This is a genomic window from Acinetobacter pengchengensis (assembly GCF_982235305.1).
Genome location: NZ_CEVATJ010000001.1, coordinates 66,398 through 80,778 on the forward strand (window position 1 = coordinate 66,398; position 14,381 = coordinate 80,778).

Sequence of the window (14,381 nt, forward strand, 5' to 3'; positions counted from 1 at the left end):
ATTGCAATCTTTTTCACGTCACTTGAGCACAAATCATAATAGAAATTTCATAAATTTCTGCTAGTATCCCTGCCGAAAGATTCATTCTTCATAAAATACAGATATAAATTTAAAGGCGCTCAAATGCTACAGCTCTCTGAACTAAAAATTGCCGTTATTGGTTTAGGCTATGTCGGTTTACCTTTGGCAGTGGAATTCGGAAAAAAAATGCCAGTGGTGGGTTTTGATATTCAACAAAAACGCATACAAGAATTACAAAGTGGACAAGATCATACTTTAGAAGTGTCGCCAGAAGAACTTAAACAAGCTACACATTTAAGTTACTCAGCCAATTTAGATGACTTACGCAGCTGCAACTTTTTTATTGTGACGGTGCCAACCCCTGTAGATGCAGTCAATCGTCCTGATTTAACTCCTTTAAGAAAAGCCAGTGAAACATTGGGTAAGGTGTTAAATAAAGGAGATGTGGTGGTGTATGAGTCTACGGTATACCCAGGGGCTACAGAGGAAGTGTGTATTCCTGTATTGGAACAAGTGTCTGGTTTAAAGTTTAATCAGGACTTTTTTGCAGGCTATAGTCCAGAGCGCATTAACCCTGGTGATAAAGTCAATACGCTGACTAAAATTAAAAAAATTACCAGTGGTAGTACCCCTGAAATTGCAACACTTGTAGATCAAGTCTATGCCAGCATTATTACTGCGGGTACACATAAAGCATCGAGTATTAAAGTAGCGGAAGCAGCAAAAGTTATTGAAAATACTCAGCGTGATTTAAATATTGCCTTGGTGAATGAGCTTTCTGTAATTTTCTCTCGTATTGGTATTGATACTTTAGATGTGTTGGAAGCTGCAGGCAGTAAGTGGAATTTTTTACCGTTCCGTCCAGGTTTGGTGGGTGGTCACTGTATTGGGGTCGATCCGTACTATTTGACCCATAAAGCAGAGGAAGTTGGTTATCATCCACAAGTAATTTTGGCAGGTCGTCGTATTAACGACAATATGGCGCGTTATGTGGCACGTGCCACCATTAAAAGAATGGTGAAAAATAATATTGATGTGACCAAAGCCACTGTTGGTATTTTGGGCATCACTTTTAAAGAAAACTGCCCAGATATTCGTAACAGTAAAATTGTAGATGTGATTAAAGAGTTCGATCAATGGGGCATTAAGGTTGCCGTGTGTGATCCTTGGGCAGATGCTGAAGAAGTCAAACACGAATATGGAATTGACTTGGTTCAGGTAGATGCTGAACACCCTGTGGACAGTTTAGTGGTTGCTGTGGGACATCATGAGTTTCGCACTTTGAGTCCTGAACAGTTGCGTGCCTATGTAAAAGCAGAACAACCTGTATTGACCGATGTAAAAAGCCTGTTTAACCGTGATGAAATGACAGCACAAGGTTTTACCGTATTCCGTTTATAAGATTCACCCAAAATAGATTGTAGAAAAAATATGAAAAAATTTGCCCTGATTGGTGCAGCAGGTTATATCGCACCACGTCATTTAAAAGCAATTAAAGAAACAGGCAACACTTTGGCTGTCGCAATGGATGTCAACGATTCTGTTGGTATTATGGACAGCCACTTTCCAGAAGCTGAGTTTTTTACCGAATTTGAAGAGTTTGAAGCCTATGTAGAGGATCAAAAACTTAAAGGTGAAAAGCTAGATTATGTTGCGATTTGCTCACCAAACTATTTACATGCGCCACACATGAAATATGCTTTAAAAAACGGCATAGATGTTATTTGTGAAAAGCCATTGGTATTGAATTCAGAAGATTTAAACCTTTTATCTGAATATGAAAAACAGTATGGTGCAAAAGTAAACTCTATTTTACAGCTACGTTTACACCCTTCTATTATCGCGTTGCGTGATAAAGTTCAGGCTGCACCCGCAGGTAAAATTTTTGATGTAGATTTAACTTATTTAACCTCACGTGGTAAGTGGTATTTAAAATCATGGAAAGGTGTAGATAAAAAATCAGGTGGTGTCGCAACCAATATTGGTGTGCACTTTTATGACATGCTGCATTTTATTTTTGGCAAAATTGTGAAGAATGAAGTGCATTATCGTGATGAAAAAACTGCATCGGGTTATTTAGAATATGAGCGTGCGCGTGTACGTTGGTTCTTGTCGATTGATGCCAAAAATTTACCAGAAAATGCTGTACAAGGTGAGAAATTAACCTACCGTAGTATTACCATTGAAAATGAAGAACTTGAATTTTCAGGTGGTTTTACAGACTTGCACACCCAAAGTTACCAACGTATTTTGTCTGGTCAAGGCTATGGCGTAGAAGAAAACCGTGCTGCAATTGAAACGGTTGAAGTGATTCGTGTTGCTCCAGTTGTTGAAAATCCAAGCAACCCGCATCCTCTATTAGTAAAAGTAAAATAATAAGGCAGAATGCGATGAGTTTTTATCAACATGAAAGTGCAATTATCGATGAGGGTGCTCAAATTGGTGAGAACTCTCGTGTTTGGCATTTTGTGCATGTTTGTGGCGGTGCCAAAATTGGACAAGGTGTATCGTTAGGTCAGAATGTTTTTGTGGGCAATAAAGTCGTTATTGGCGACCATTGTAAAGTTCAAAATAACGTGTCGGTATACGATAACGTGACCTTGGAAGAAGGTGTATTTTGTGGACCAAGCATGGTTTTCACCAATGTATATAACCCTCGCTCACTCATTGAGCGTAAAGATGAATACCGTAATACACTTGTAAAAAAAGGTGCGACTTTGGGTGCAAACTGTACCATTGTTTGTGGTATTACCATTGGTGAATATTCATTTGTGGGTGCTGGTGCAGTGGTCAATAAAGATGTACCAGCCTATGCATTGATGGTCGGTGTTCCTGCAAAACAAATTGGCTGGATGAGTGAATTTGGCGAACAATTAGATTTGCCATTAGAGGGTGAAGCACAAGTTGCATGTGAGCATACAGGGGCGATTTACCGACTGAATGGTAAGGTTGTAACAAAAGAGCAGGTTGCAGCATGATTGAATTTATTGATTTAAAAGCACAACAATCACGTATTAAAGCTGAAATTGATGCAGGTATTCAGCGTGTTTTAACACATGGTCAGTATATTTTAGGGCCAGAAGTTGCAGAGCTGGAAGAAAAATTAGCTGCTTATGTGGGCGCTAAATACTGTATTACCTGTGCCAATGGTACAGATGCTTTGCAAATTGCCCAAATGGCGTTTGGTATAGGGCCAGGTGATGAAGTCATTACCCCAGGTTTTACCTATATTGCGACTGCAGAAACTGTGGCTGTGTTGGGTGCGGCACCTGTTTATGTAGATGTGAACCCAAAAACCTACAACTTAGATGTAGAAAAACTAGAAGCAGCTATTACGCCACGTACCAAAGCCATTATTCCAGTAAGCCTATATGGACAATGTGCAGATTTTGATGCAATTAATGCAATTGCTGCGAAATATAATCTTCCCGTGATTGAAGATGCTGCACAAAGTTTTGGTGCAACTTACAAGGGACGTAAAAGCTGTAATTTAAGTACAGTAGCTTGTACCAGCTTTTTCCCAAGTAAGCCTCTGGGTTGCTATGGTGATGGTGGGGCGATCTTTACTAATGATGAAGAGCTGGCTAAAGTAATTCGTCAGATTGCACGTCATGGGCAAGACCGCCGTTATCATCATATTCGTGTTGGAGTGAACAGTCGTTTAGATACGTTGCAAGCAGCAATTTTATTGCCAAAATTAGCAATTTTAGATGATGAAATGCAGGCGCGTCAGCGTGTGGCGGATACTTATAGTAAATTATTAAATGAAGCAGGTATTTTAACAACTCCGTTTATAGAAGCGCATAATAATAGTGCTTGGGCGCAATATACCATTCAAGTTGAAAAACGCAGCGAAGTGCAAGAAAAGCTAAAAGCTCAAGGTATTCCAACTGCGGTGCATTATCCAATTCCGTTAAATAAGCAGCCTGCTGTGGCAGATGTAAATGCGGTATTATCTGTAGGTGATGCAGTTGCTGAACGAGTAATGAGTTTACCGATGCATCCTTATTTGACAGTCGATGCTCAAGAGAAAATTGTTGCAGCACTATTGAGTAACTAAGTTGTGAAAAGCCTTCTTGATAAAGTTAATACAAAATTAAATGCTCAAGGGGGCTTTTTAAAAGCTGTATCTATTTTAGTTGGTGGGACGGCTTTTGCTCAAGGTATAGCAATACTTGCATTGCCAATTTTGACTCGTTTATACACTCCTGAAGAGTTTTCGTTATTTGCTATCTATACATCTTTATTGCTCACTCTATCTGTAGCAAGTTGTTTGCGTTTCGAAATAGCTATTCCTATACCAGAAAGTGATAATGAAGCAATTCATTTGGTTTTACTTGCTGTGTTGAGTAACCTTGTAATCAGTTTACTAATAGGTTTGATTATTTGGGTATTTCATTCAGAAATTATTCTACTTTTAAAGCAACCAGATTTTACAAGTTTAATTTGGTTAGTCCCTCTGGGCGTATTTTCTGCAGGTTTGTATAGTACATTTCAGTATTGGGCAACTCGAAAAAAGCAATTTCCTATTATTGCAAAAAGCCGTATGGTGCAATCTATTAGTGGCGTTTCAGTACAACTAGCCATGGGTGTAATAGGGTTTGCAGCATTAGGTTTGATCGTTGGACAAATCATTAAAGTTTCAGCAGGAATTTGGCAATTAGTAGTAAACTTCTTGCATGATGCAAGTAGGGTAATTCGAACTACTACATTTCATCAATTGAAACAGGTATTCAAGAAAAATAATCAGTTTCCAAAGTATTCTGCTTTGGAAGCTTTAGCAAACTCTGCAGCCATACAGTTACCTGTTGTGATAATTGCAGCTATTTCATTAGATGCAGAAGCAGGTTTTTTAATGCTAGCAATGCAAATAATGGCAATACCAATAAGTTTTATTGGAGCAGCTGTATCTCAGGTTTACTTGGCCCATGCACCAGAAAAATATAGTAGAGGGGAATTAACTCAGTATACTTATGAATGTATACTTCAGTTAATAAAAGTTGGGATTATACCACTTTCTATCATCTGTTTTTTAGCACCCACTATAGTGCCATTTATATTTGGTGAAGTATGGCAACGTACTGGAGAAATGATGCTATGGATGCTTCCTTGGTTTATTATGCAATTTTTGGTATCACCTGTTTCTATGTCACTACATATTACCGGACATCAAAAAGTTGCATTAATATTACAAATTTTTGGTCTAATTATTCGAGTTGGTGGACTATATCTTTTTAGTATATTTATGGTTAGCCGTATGTTTGAGTATTATGCTTTCTCTGGATTTATTTTTTACAGTATATATTTATTTATAGTTTTTCTAATTGTTAAAGGCTCTGATAAAGAGTTTAAAAGAGTGAATGTATGAAAATTTTAACTGTACTAGGTGCTAGACCTCAATTCATTAAAGCAGCAGCTTTCTCGCGAGCTCTTGATCAGATCGATAATATTGAAGAAATTATTATACATACAGGCCAGCATTATGATCAAAATATGTCTGATATATTCTTTGAAGAAATGAATATACCTAAACCCAAATATTTATTACAAACTGGAGGGAAAACGCATGGTGCAATGACTGGTCAACAGCTGGAACAAATTGAAAATATTTTTTTAAATGAAAAGCCTGATCTTGTATTGGTCTATGGGGATACTAATTCTACATTAGCTGGTGCATTAGCTGCAGCAAAATTGCATATACCGGTTGCACATATAGAAGCAGGTTTAAGATCTTTTAATAAAAGAATGCCCGAAGAGATTAATCGTATTTTAACAGATCAACTAAGTGATTATCTTTTTGTGCCAAGTTTACTTGCAAAGAAAAATTTAGTAAATGAAGGAGTAAGTTCAGATAAGATATTTATAGTAGGGGACATTATGTGTGATGTATCACTTTATTATAAAGAAAAAATGGTCAAACCTAAATGGTTTGATGATCTAAAATTAGATAAATTTATTTTATGTACAATTCATAGAGCAGAAAATACAGATGATATTAATAAATTAACAGCAATCTTTAAAGGTTTAGGAGCTGCTAAAAAAGATATAATCCTTCCATTGCACCCACGTACAGTAAATAAAATAAAGGAATATAATTTAAATATTGCAAAAAATATTTATATTGTAGAACCAGTAGGTTACTTGGAAATGGTGTGGCTTGAAGCTAACACTGATTTAATTGTAACTGATTCCGGTGGTGTTCAAAAAGAAGCATATTTTCATGGTAAATATTGTATAACATTACGTGAAGAAACGGAATGGATTGAATTGGTAGACCAAGGTTTTAATACTTTAGTTGGTTGTGATTCAGATTTAATAGAACAATCTTTAAATAAAAATTATAACTCTAATTTATATGCAGGTATATATGGACATGGAGATACTTCAAATAAAATTATTAATATAATGGTGCAATATGAAAACTAAGAGTATTTTGCATATAACTGCAGTACGTGAATTAGGTTCAGGGCAACGTAATCAGTTGATCTACGAAGTAAATGCAGCAAAAAAAATACCGAACATAGTATGGCATACGCTTGCATACCATTCTGGTAAATCTGTTGAAACATTTGAAAGAAGTATCCCATGGTATTTTGATTATCTTATATTAAGAAATTTATTTTTTTGGTTAGTTGTTTTGAAATATTCTAAAAAATATGATTTGGTCTTATTAAGGCATTTAGCTTTTGATCCATTTGCGTTGATATTTTCTCCTTTCATAAAAAATAGAGTAAGTATCCATCATGCAAAAGAAATTGATGAGCTGAAATTGGTTAGATCTGGTATAAAAGGAAAGTTAGCATCTTTTATAGAGAGAATTACAGGAAAAGTAGCAGTAAAAAATAGTCTTATGGTTGTAGGTGTAACTAAAGAAATTGCTATATATGAAAATGAAGAAAGAGGTTTAAATAAGCCAATCGCAGTTTATCCTAATGGTATAGAAGTCGAAAAGATTGAAGTTGCTGAAGATAATCGTGTAACTAATGAGTATAATATATTATTTATGTGTAGTTATTTCTCAGAATGGCATGGTCTAGATATTTTGTTAAATTCTATTAATGATAGCAATACAAATAAAAATTTTTTTATTCATTTGGTTGGAAATTTATCAGAACATCAAACTAAAAATATTAAAAATAATAAATATAAAAAAAGAATTATTATTCATGGAGCTTTAAGCAAATTTGAATATCTTAAAATAGTCTCAAAGTGTGACGTAGGTTTAGGCTCTCTAGCAATGTATAGACAAAATTTAAAAGAAGGTTCAACTTTAAAGGTGCGAGAAATGTTAGCTATGGGGTTGCCTGTTTTTTCAGGTCATAAAGATGTAGCGTTTAATGAAGATTTTGCTTTTTATAAATATTCACGGGATTTTAATCTTGATCAATTATTAGCTTTTTGTAAGGAAAATAAAAAACTTAAAAGAGTGGAAGTTCGTACATCTGCTAAAAATATGATTGAAAAAAATAAAATAATGGAAGGCTTTATTTTACAAGCTAGCATATTGACTAGTAAATCAGAGAGTTAATTGAAATGGTAGCAATATTTTTTATTTTTTTATATGGAGTTTTAGGTTTTTTTTATTATAAACTTCTAAGACCTTATAATATAGGTTTTTCAATTAAAAATAAAAACTTTGCTGGATTAATTGTATTTAAGGAATTTTTTGCTTTAATTGGGTTGAGTTCTATTTTTTTGAGCTTATATCCTATTTATTTCTTTAATGGATTTGATAATACCTTACAAGAAAGTGTTGTATATATAAGTTTTTGGGTTTGGGCTTCATTGTTTTTTTATACAATCAGTCTATTTGTAGGTACTAATATTACATATAGATTGTTTTATAGAAATACGGGGAATGCAAGAAGCCTAAGAAGTTTGTTATTTATTTCTATTTTTCTAGCAGTTATTTTATATCTATATTTAGTTTTTTTTTATGGAGTTAGACATGCTTTTTTTGATGCTATTTTTAGAGGTGAAAGTCTTTTAAATATAAGATTAGATAATAAATATGCAACTAGTATTCCTAGTTTTATGTTGTCCATTTTTAATATTTTCATTTACTTTTCAATTATTATTTTTTCTTTTTCTAAGATTGAGAAAAGAAGTGTAATGTACTTTTGTGCTTTAATACTTTTGTATTTGCTTACCTATGATGGTGGTAAGGCGCATTTATTTAATGGGATAATTCTTTATATTTTAATTAAGTTGTCTCAGAGGAGTTATATAAAATTAAACTTTTCTTTAATTTTTAAATTTTTGTTAATTATAGTTTTTCTTGTATTTTTAGTAATATATATTGTGAGGGTTCAATACCCTGACTTTAATGATGAGCAATTAACTAAATACTTTATTAACCGTCTAGGCGTTGGTCAGATGGGAGGGACTTATGAGCAGTTTAACTTAAACCTTTATGATCCTCAGTATGTATATCACTCTATACCTTTTGCAAGTTTACTCTTGGACTATCCAGTATTTCAAAAGGACCTAATGCTAGTGTCTGAGGGTATTCTAGATCCAACTAGAACAGGTATTAAAAATTCACTATTTATAAGTGAGGCCAGTGCTTTTGGTTGGTTCTACCTGATTTTATCTCCTTTTATTGTTGGTTTTAATACAGCAATATCAATTGCATTAATAGCACTATTTCTAAGTAAATTTTATTTGGGTGATAGAGTTCTTTCTTTTAAAATCAGTACCTTTTTATTTTTATGTATGAATACTTTAACTGGTGGATTTAGTGAATATATTTTTTTTAAATCTGCAATTTTAATTATTATTTCAATAAGTATTATTATTTTTTCAACAAAAGTTTTTAATACTTTAATACGGAAATAAATTTTATGAATATAGTTTATGTCATTACCCGCTCAGATGTGCTTGGTGGTGCGAGCGTACACCTACTTGATCTAGCGAAAGGCATGATCAGTCAAGGGCATCAAGTTCATATCTTGGTAGGTGGAGAGGGAGCTTTTACTGAAGAGCTAAAAAAAAATAATATAAACTTCAGCTCATTAAAACACTTGCAAAGAGAAATCGCTTTAACACATGATGTGCTTGGTTTTTGGGAAGTTAAAAAACATTTAAAACAGCTTAAGCCAGATATTGTACATTGCCATTCTAGTAAGGCGGGCTTATTGGGTCGTTTAGCTGCTAAATCTATGAATTTGCCTGTAGTGTTCACAGCACATGGTTGGGCTTTTACTGATGGAGTAAGCCCTAGAAAACAAAAAATATATGCGACCTTAGAGCGTTTTATGACTAAGTTTTCAGATCATATCATTACAGTTTCAGAATATGACCGACAACATGGTTTTAAGCATAACGTTGGAACACCAGAGTTGGTTCAGACTATTCACAATGGTGTACCAGATATAAAAACTTCAGCAAGTGAAAAATCTAGCTCTATAGTAAGATTGATTATGGTTGCACGTTTTGAAGATCCTAAAGATCAATATTTTTTGATACAAGCACTTTCAAAATTACCTGCTCATTTAAATTGGCAAATTGATTTTTTAGGCGATGGACCAAATCTTAAAAAATGTCAAGAATTGGCTACCCATGAAAATATTGATTCAAAAATTATTTTTCATGGACAAAGCTTTAAAGTAAAAGAATTTTTAAATCTGGCCGATATTTTTGTATTAATTTCAAATTATGAAGGCTTTCCTTTAACTATATTGGAAGCAATGAGTACATCTTTACCTATTATCGCTTCTGATGTAGGTGGGGTAAATGAAAGTGTTGGTTCTGAAAATGGGTATCTCATTTCTAAAGGAGATATTGATACTTTAGTTTTAGCACTTCAAGAACTTATTGAAAATAAAGATTTGCGCCAACAACTAGGTAATAACAGTCGAGCTTTGTATGAAACGAAATTTAATTTTAATACAATGTTGCACAAAACATTAGCTGTCTATACTCAAGTATTATCACAACGGTCTTTAAATTAATGAGAGTTTTATTAACAGGTGCAACAGGATTTGTAGGTACAGCTCTGACTGAACGGGTGAGTAGTGTGTATGACACGATTGCTTTGGTCCGCACTCAGAATCATGTACTTTCTGCAAATATCCAACAACTCATCGCGGCTAATATTTTTGCAGCAGACTTACCCGAAAATATAGACGTTATTATTCATTTAGCAGGCCGTGCTCATATTCTAAATGAACAAACAACAGACCCATTGAGCGAATTTCGCAAAGTGAATGTGGACGGTACTTTGCAATTAGCACGTCAGGCTTTAGATAAAAAAGTAAAACGCTTCATATTTATGAGTTCTATCGGTGTGAATGGTGCAGTAACATTACAGCAACCATTTACAGAAGATGCTCCCGTACAACCTCATGCAGATTATGCGGTTTCCAAATTAGAGGCTGAACAAGAGCTGCAGAAACTATTTGCTGGATCAGAAACAGAGTTAGTCATTATCCGGCCACCTTTAGTTTATGCAGCTCATGCACCTGGTAACTTTGCTCGGTTACTCAAACTAGTTGCGAGCAATTTACCTTTACCTTTTGCCGGAACAAAGAATAAACGAAGTTTTGTCGCACTTGAAAACTTGGTTGATTTTATTCAAACCTGTATCCAACATCCAAATGCAGCCAATCAAACATTTCTAGTCGCAGATCAAACTCCTATTTCTACACGTGAGTTGGTGCAATATTTAAAGCAGGGTATGGGAAAACCCGCACGTTTTATTTATATTCCACAACCGCTTATGAAACTAGGCGCAGCATGTATTGGCAAATCCAAACTCTATGAACAGTTATTTGAGTCACTAGAGCTCGATACGACCAAAGCTCAGAAGTTGTTGGGTTGGACAGCGCCATTGAGTACCCAGCAAGCGATGCTGCAAGCGGGTCAAAATTATTTAAAAATGAAAGAGTAATTTACGCATGTCAATTTTTGCACTGAGCATCGTATTTTTTATACTGACATTACTATTCACAGGCTACATGCGTCATTATGCCATCAAAAAAAATATAATAGACAACCCCAATGAACGTAGTTCCCATAATGTACCTACGCCGCGAGGCGGTGGTGTTGCGGTGGTGTGTAGCTACTTATTGGCACTGCTGGTGCTGATGTATAACCAACAATTGACCGTACATATTGGTTTAACTCTGATAGCAGCGGGCTTTGTCATCGCTTTACTTGGTTTTTTAGATGACCATGGGCATATTAACTCCATGCTGCGTTTAGCCGTTCATTTTTTGGTAGCCATTGGCGTGGTGATCAGCTTGGGAGGCTTTAGCGAAGTTACGGCTTTTAATGGTCTGCAACTTGGCTTTATGGCCAATATCATTGCGGTATTATTTTTGGTATGGCTGCTCAATCTATACAACTTTATGGATGGCATTAACGGCATTGCCAGTGTCGAAGCCATTACCACTGTAGTCAGTATGGCTATTTTGTATTATGTACTGAATACCACATTAAACTCAGACATACTTTGGTTATTGGCAGCCTGTGTATTTGGCTTTTTACTGTGGAACTTTCCCAAGGCTAAAATTTTCATGGGCGATGCCTGTAGCGGATTTCTCGGCCTCACTTTGGGTATTTTGGCGCTCATCGCCATCAAAGAAAACTTGGCACTGTTTTGTGCATGGATCATTTGCTTAGGTGTGTTTGTGGTCGATGCGACTTATACCCTCATAAAACGCGTGTTGAGTGGTTATAAAATGTATGACGCGCATCGAAGCCATAGCTATCAAATTTTATCTCGTAAATGCGGGAGTCATACCCCCGTGACGTTGGCTGTTGCAGCAATTAACCTATTGTGGTTATTTCCTATCGCTTATATGACGGTCACACAAGCATGGGCGTACCCTGAGCTGGCAATACTGATTGCCTATATACCATTGTTAATTGTGGCTATAAAATTCAAGGCAGGTCATGCAGATGCTTAATAAACCCAGCTTGTTAATTTTAGGTGCTGGGGGATACGGTTTGGCCGTTGCAGAAGCTGCAGAACTGAGTGGACAATGGCAAGAGATTCTATTTGCCGATGACCGTTGGCCTGAAACACAGCATGTAGATGGCCATAACATTGTGACGAATATTGCCAATTTACACCAGTTGCAGACTACGCAGCTTCAAGCGATTGTAGCAGTAGGCAATAATACATTACGGCAGCAATGGCAACAGACCTTGCGAGCCTTGGGTATAGAATTGACTTCGGTGATTCATCCTAAAACAGTTGTGAGTCCAACAGCTCAAATCGGTCTAGGGGTGAGTGTGATGGCAGGGTGTGTAATTAGTCGTAAAACTGTGATCAATGATGGTGTAATATTGAATATTGGTACATTATTAGATCATGACGTTGTCATTGAGGAATTTGCCCATTTAAGCGTGGGGGTAAAAGTCGCAGGTGGTCAAACTATCTCTGCACATTCATTTTTAGAGGTTGGAACCTGTATTCTGCATTAAAGTAATACGGTGTTTTAAAATTCAAATATTAATAATTGTATATTTATGAAATCCATTATCGAACCTGCTGTAGAATCCCCCCGCTTAGTCAAACTTGCATTTTTAATGGTGCTGGACTTTTGTATATTTCCTGTCTTGTTGTGGCTATGTTATGCCATTCGCCAGTTTGACTTAGGTGCAGAAGTGGTGCCCAATTTGGCTTTTGGTTCGGTATGGGCAAGTGTGATTGCCGTTGTATCGCTGTTTATTTTTGGGGTGTATCGCTTTATTGTGCGCACCTACACCGAACTGTTTATGGTCAAATTGGGGTTGGGAACTGCTTTGACTGTGGCAGGGTTGTATGCGTTGGCTTACTTTACCGATGCCTTTATTCCCACTTCTATTCCGCTTATGTTCGGATTTCTCATGTTCGCATGGGTTTGGTTTAGCCGTGGCTTTATTCGCTTTATCGTGCGTTCTTATTTACAAGCCGATGTACAAAAAAAACGTGTGGCGATTTATGGTGCAGGCAATGCAGGACAGCAAATCGCAGCGGCACTATACAATTCCGATGAACACTTACCCGTATTATTTATTGATGATGATCCGTCACTCACTGGGCAACAGTTGGGCCGTTTAAAAGTCTACGATGCGGAAACAGCATTAAAAGTCATGCCGAAAAAGCATATTGATGAAATTTTGATTGCATTGCCTTCAGTGGGGCGGATGCGTAAAAGCGAGATCGTCAAATTTTTAGAACCTGCACATATTAAAATTACCGAAATTCCGGGCCTGACCAAACTGGTCGATGGTGAAATTCGCGTATCGGATATTCAGGAAGTCGATATTATTGACTTGCTTGGGCGTGATCCAGTGCCGCCAGTACCCGAACTGTTGGCTAAAAATATTCAAGACAAAATGGTCTTGGTGACAGGTGCGGGGGGCTCCATTGGTTCTGAATTGTGTCGCCAAATTGTCAAAAATAAACCCAAAGCTTTGGTGATTTATGAACTGACCGAATTTGCGTTGTATAGCATTGATAAAGAATTACGCTTAAATAGCGATGTCACGATTATCCCGATTTTAGGTTCAGTGCTCGATCAGGCCAAACTGGAACGGGTGATGGAACAGTATGCGATTCAAACTGTGTACCATGCTGCTGCCTACAAACACGTGCCCTTGGTAGAATGTAACCCATTGGCAGGTTTGAAAAACAACGCCATTGGTACGGCATTTAGCTTAAATGCAGCGGTCAAAACAGGTGTGGAAACCTTTGTACTCATTTCTACCGATAAAGCCGTGCGTCCGACCAACGTGATGGGGGCGTCTAAACGTATGGCAGAGTTGTATTGTCAAGCGATGGCAGAAGCGCAGGATCAGACCCAAATCAGCATTGTACGGTTTGGTAATGTCTTGGGCTCATCGGGTTCAGTTGTACCGTTGTTCAAACAGCAAATTGCCAAAGGTGGGCCAATTACCGTGACTCATCCTGAAGTCACCCGTTACTTTATGACCATTCCAGAAGCCTCGCAATTGGTGATTCAGGCGGGTGCTTTAGGTCAGGGGGGCGATGTATTCCTGCTGGATATGGGGGAGCCTGTACGCATTCAGGACTTGGCCCGTCAAATGATTGCACTGAGTGGTTTAAAAGTACGAGAAACAGGCAGTCAGGAAGGGGATATTGAAATTCAATATTCAGGCTTACGCCCAGGCGAAAAACTCTACGAAGAATTGTTGATTGATGCCGATAATACCGAAGTGACCCAGCACAGTCGTATTTTACGTTCTTATGAAAAAATGTATCCGTTGGATGAATTACTGATGGTGTTTGAGCGTATGCATGACTTAACCGCAATTCAAAGTGATATTGACTGGGCTTTAGCACAGCTTGAACACTATGTGGATGGCTATCAACGTGGTAAAGAAGTCAAAGTAAATTAAAATATCGA

13 protein-coding genes are annotated in these 14,381 nt (G+C 36.7%); all 13 read left to right on the forward strand.

Going from position 1 to position 14,381, the window contains the following annotated elements:
• Positions 1-123 precede the first annotated feature (123 nt).
• Genes tviB through AC0T5Z_RS00340 form a run of 13 tightly spaced genes read left to right on the forward strand, consistent with a single transcriptional unit; the run spans position 124 to position 14,373 of the window.
• On the forward strand, positions 124-1,422 hold the full coding sequence (gene tviB, locus AC0T5Z_RS00280) for a Vi polysaccharide biosynthesis UDP-N-acetylglucosamine C-6 dehydrogenase TviB (RefSeq protein WP_435337484.1): 1,299 nt from the start codon (positions 124-126) through the stop codon (positions 1,420-1,422).
• Between the two features lie 30 nt (positions 1,423-1,452).
• Positions 1,453-2,397, forward strand: coding sequence for a Gfo/Idh/MocA family protein (locus AC0T5Z_RS00285; protein ID WP_435337485.1), 945 nt, complete (start codon positions 1,453-1,455; stop codon positions 2,395-2,397).
• Between the two features lie 14 nt (positions 2,398-2,411).
• Positions 2,412-2,999, forward strand: a complete 588-nt coding sequence (gene wbpD / locus AC0T5Z_RS00290) for a UDP-2-acetamido-3-amino-2,3-dideoxy-D-glucuronate N-acetyltransferase (RefSeq protein ID WP_435337486.1) — start codon at positions 2,412-2,414, stop codon at positions 2,997-2,999.
• Positions 2,996-4,081: a DegT/DnrJ/EryC1/StrS family aminotransferase gene (locus tag AC0T5Z_RS00295; protein ID WP_435337487.1), complete on the forward strand. Its 1,086-nt coding sequence runs from the start codon at positions 2,996-2,998 to the stop codon at positions 4,079-4,081. Before wbpD ends, AC0T5Z_RS00295 begins: the two co-directional genes overlap by 4 nt.
• Positions 4,082-4,084: 3 nt before the next feature.
• Positions 4,085-5,389, forward strand: coding sequence for a lipopolysaccharide biosynthesis protein (locus tag AC0T5Z_RS00300; RefSeq protein WP_435337488.1), 1,305 nt, complete (start codon positions 4,085-4,087; stop codon positions 5,387-5,389).
• Positions 5,386-6,447 carry a non-hydrolyzing UDP-N-acetylglucosamine 2-epimerase gene (gene wecB / locus AC0T5Z_RS00305; protein ID WP_435337489.1) on the forward strand — a complete coding sequence of 354 codons (1,062 nt, stop codon included), beginning with the start codon at positions 5,386-5,388 and terminating at the stop codon, positions 6,445-6,447. Before AC0T5Z_RS00300 ends, wecB begins: the two co-directional genes overlap by 4 nt.
• Positions 6,437-7,549: a glycosyltransferase family protein gene (locus tag AC0T5Z_RS00310; protein ID WP_435337490.1), complete on the forward strand. Its 1,113-nt coding sequence runs from the start codon at positions 6,437-6,439 to the stop codon at positions 7,547-7,549. The genes wecB and AC0T5Z_RS00310 overlap by 11 nt, the downstream gene beginning before the upstream one ends.
• Positions 7,550-7,554: 5 nt before the next feature.
• Positions 7,555-8,859 carry a hypothetical protein gene (locus AC0T5Z_RS00315; RefSeq protein WP_435337491.1) on the forward strand — a complete coding sequence of 435 codons (1,305 nt, stop codon included), beginning with the start codon at positions 7,555-7,557 and terminating at the stop codon, positions 8,857-8,859.
• A gap of 5 nt (positions 8,860-8,864) precedes the next feature.
• Positions 8,865-9,974 carry a glycosyltransferase family 4 protein gene (locus tag AC0T5Z_RS00320; protein ID WP_435337492.1) on the forward strand — a complete coding sequence of 370 codons (1,110 nt, stop codon included), beginning with the start codon at positions 8,865-8,867 and terminating at the stop codon, positions 9,972-9,974.
• A complete protein-coding gene (locus AC0T5Z_RS00325) occupies positions 9,974-10,912 on the forward strand; it encodes an NAD-dependent epimerase/dehydratase family protein (protein ID WP_435337493.1) in 939 nt (312 codons plus the stop codon). The genes AC0T5Z_RS00320 and AC0T5Z_RS00325 overlap by 1 nt, the downstream gene beginning before the upstream one ends.
• A gap of 7 nt (positions 10,913-10,919) precedes the next feature.
• Positions 10,920-11,933: an MraY family glycosyltransferase gene (locus AC0T5Z_RS00330; protein WP_435337494.1), complete on the forward strand. Its 1,014-nt coding sequence runs from the start codon at positions 10,920-10,922 to the stop codon at positions 11,931-11,933.
• Positions 11,926-12,453, forward strand: a complete 528-nt coding sequence (locus AC0T5Z_RS00335) for an acetyltransferase (RefSeq protein WP_435337495.1) — start codon at positions 11,926-11,928, stop codon at positions 12,451-12,453. Before AC0T5Z_RS00330 ends, AC0T5Z_RS00335 begins: the two co-directional genes overlap by 8 nt.
• Positions 12,454-12,498: 45 nt before the next feature.
• Positions 12,499-14,373, forward strand: coding sequence for a polysaccharide biosynthesis protein (locus AC0T5Z_RS00340; RefSeq protein ID WP_435337496.1), 1,875 nt, complete (start codon positions 12,499-12,501; stop codon positions 14,371-14,373).
• Positions 14,374-14,381: the final 8 nt, after the last annotated feature.

What these genes read in the sequence shown, in the direction of transcription:
- AC0T5Z_RS00315 (WP_435337491.1), top strand. Translation starts at nt 7,555, where the DNA reads ATGGTAGCAATATTTTTTATTTTTTTATATGGAGTTTTAGGTTTTTTT.
- wecB (WP_435337489.1), top strand. Translation starts at nt 5,386, where the DNA reads ATGAAAATTTTAACTGTACTAGGTGCTAGACCTCAATTCATTAAAGCA.
- AC0T5Z_RS00335 (WP_435337495.1), top strand. Translation starts at nt 11,926, where the DNA reads ATGCTTAATAAACCCAGCTTGTTAATTTTAGGTGCTGGGGGATACGGT.
- AC0T5Z_RS00330 (WP_435337494.1), top strand. Translation starts at nt 10,920, where the DNA reads ATGTCAATTTTTGCACTGAGCATCGTATTTTTTATACTGACATTACTA.
- AC0T5Z_RS00320 (WP_435337492.1), top strand. Translation starts at nt 8,865, where the DNA reads ATGAATATAGTTTATGTCATTACCCGCTCAGATGTGCTTGGTGGTGCG.
- AC0T5Z_RS00295 (WP_435337487.1), top strand. Translation starts at nt 2,996, where the DNA reads ATGATTGAATTTATTGATTTAAAAGCACAACAATCACGTATTAAAGCT.
- tviB (WP_435337484.1), top strand. Translation starts at nt 124, where the DNA reads ATGCTACAGCTCTCTGAACTAAAAATTGCCGTTATTGGTTTAGGCTAT.
- AC0T5Z_RS00340 (WP_435337496.1), top strand. Translation starts at nt 12,499, where the DNA reads ATGAAATCCATTATCGAACCTGCTGTAGAATCCCCCCGCTTAGTCAAA.
- AC0T5Z_RS00310 (WP_435337490.1), top strand. Translation starts at nt 6,437, where the DNA reads ATGAAAACTAAGAGTATTTTGCATATAACTGCAGTACGTGAATTAGGT.
- wbpD (WP_435337486.1), top strand. Translation starts at nt 2,412, where the DNA reads ATGAGTTTTTATCAACATGAAAGTGCAATTATCGATGAGGGTGCTCAA.
- AC0T5Z_RS00285 (WP_435337485.1), top strand. Translation starts at nt 1,453, where the DNA reads ATGAAAAAATTTGCCCTGATTGGTGCAGCAGGTTATATCGCACCACGT.
- AC0T5Z_RS00325 (WP_435337493.1), top strand. Translation starts at nt 9,974, where the DNA reads ATGAGAGTTTTATTAACAGGTGCAACAGGATTTGTAGGTACAGCTCTG.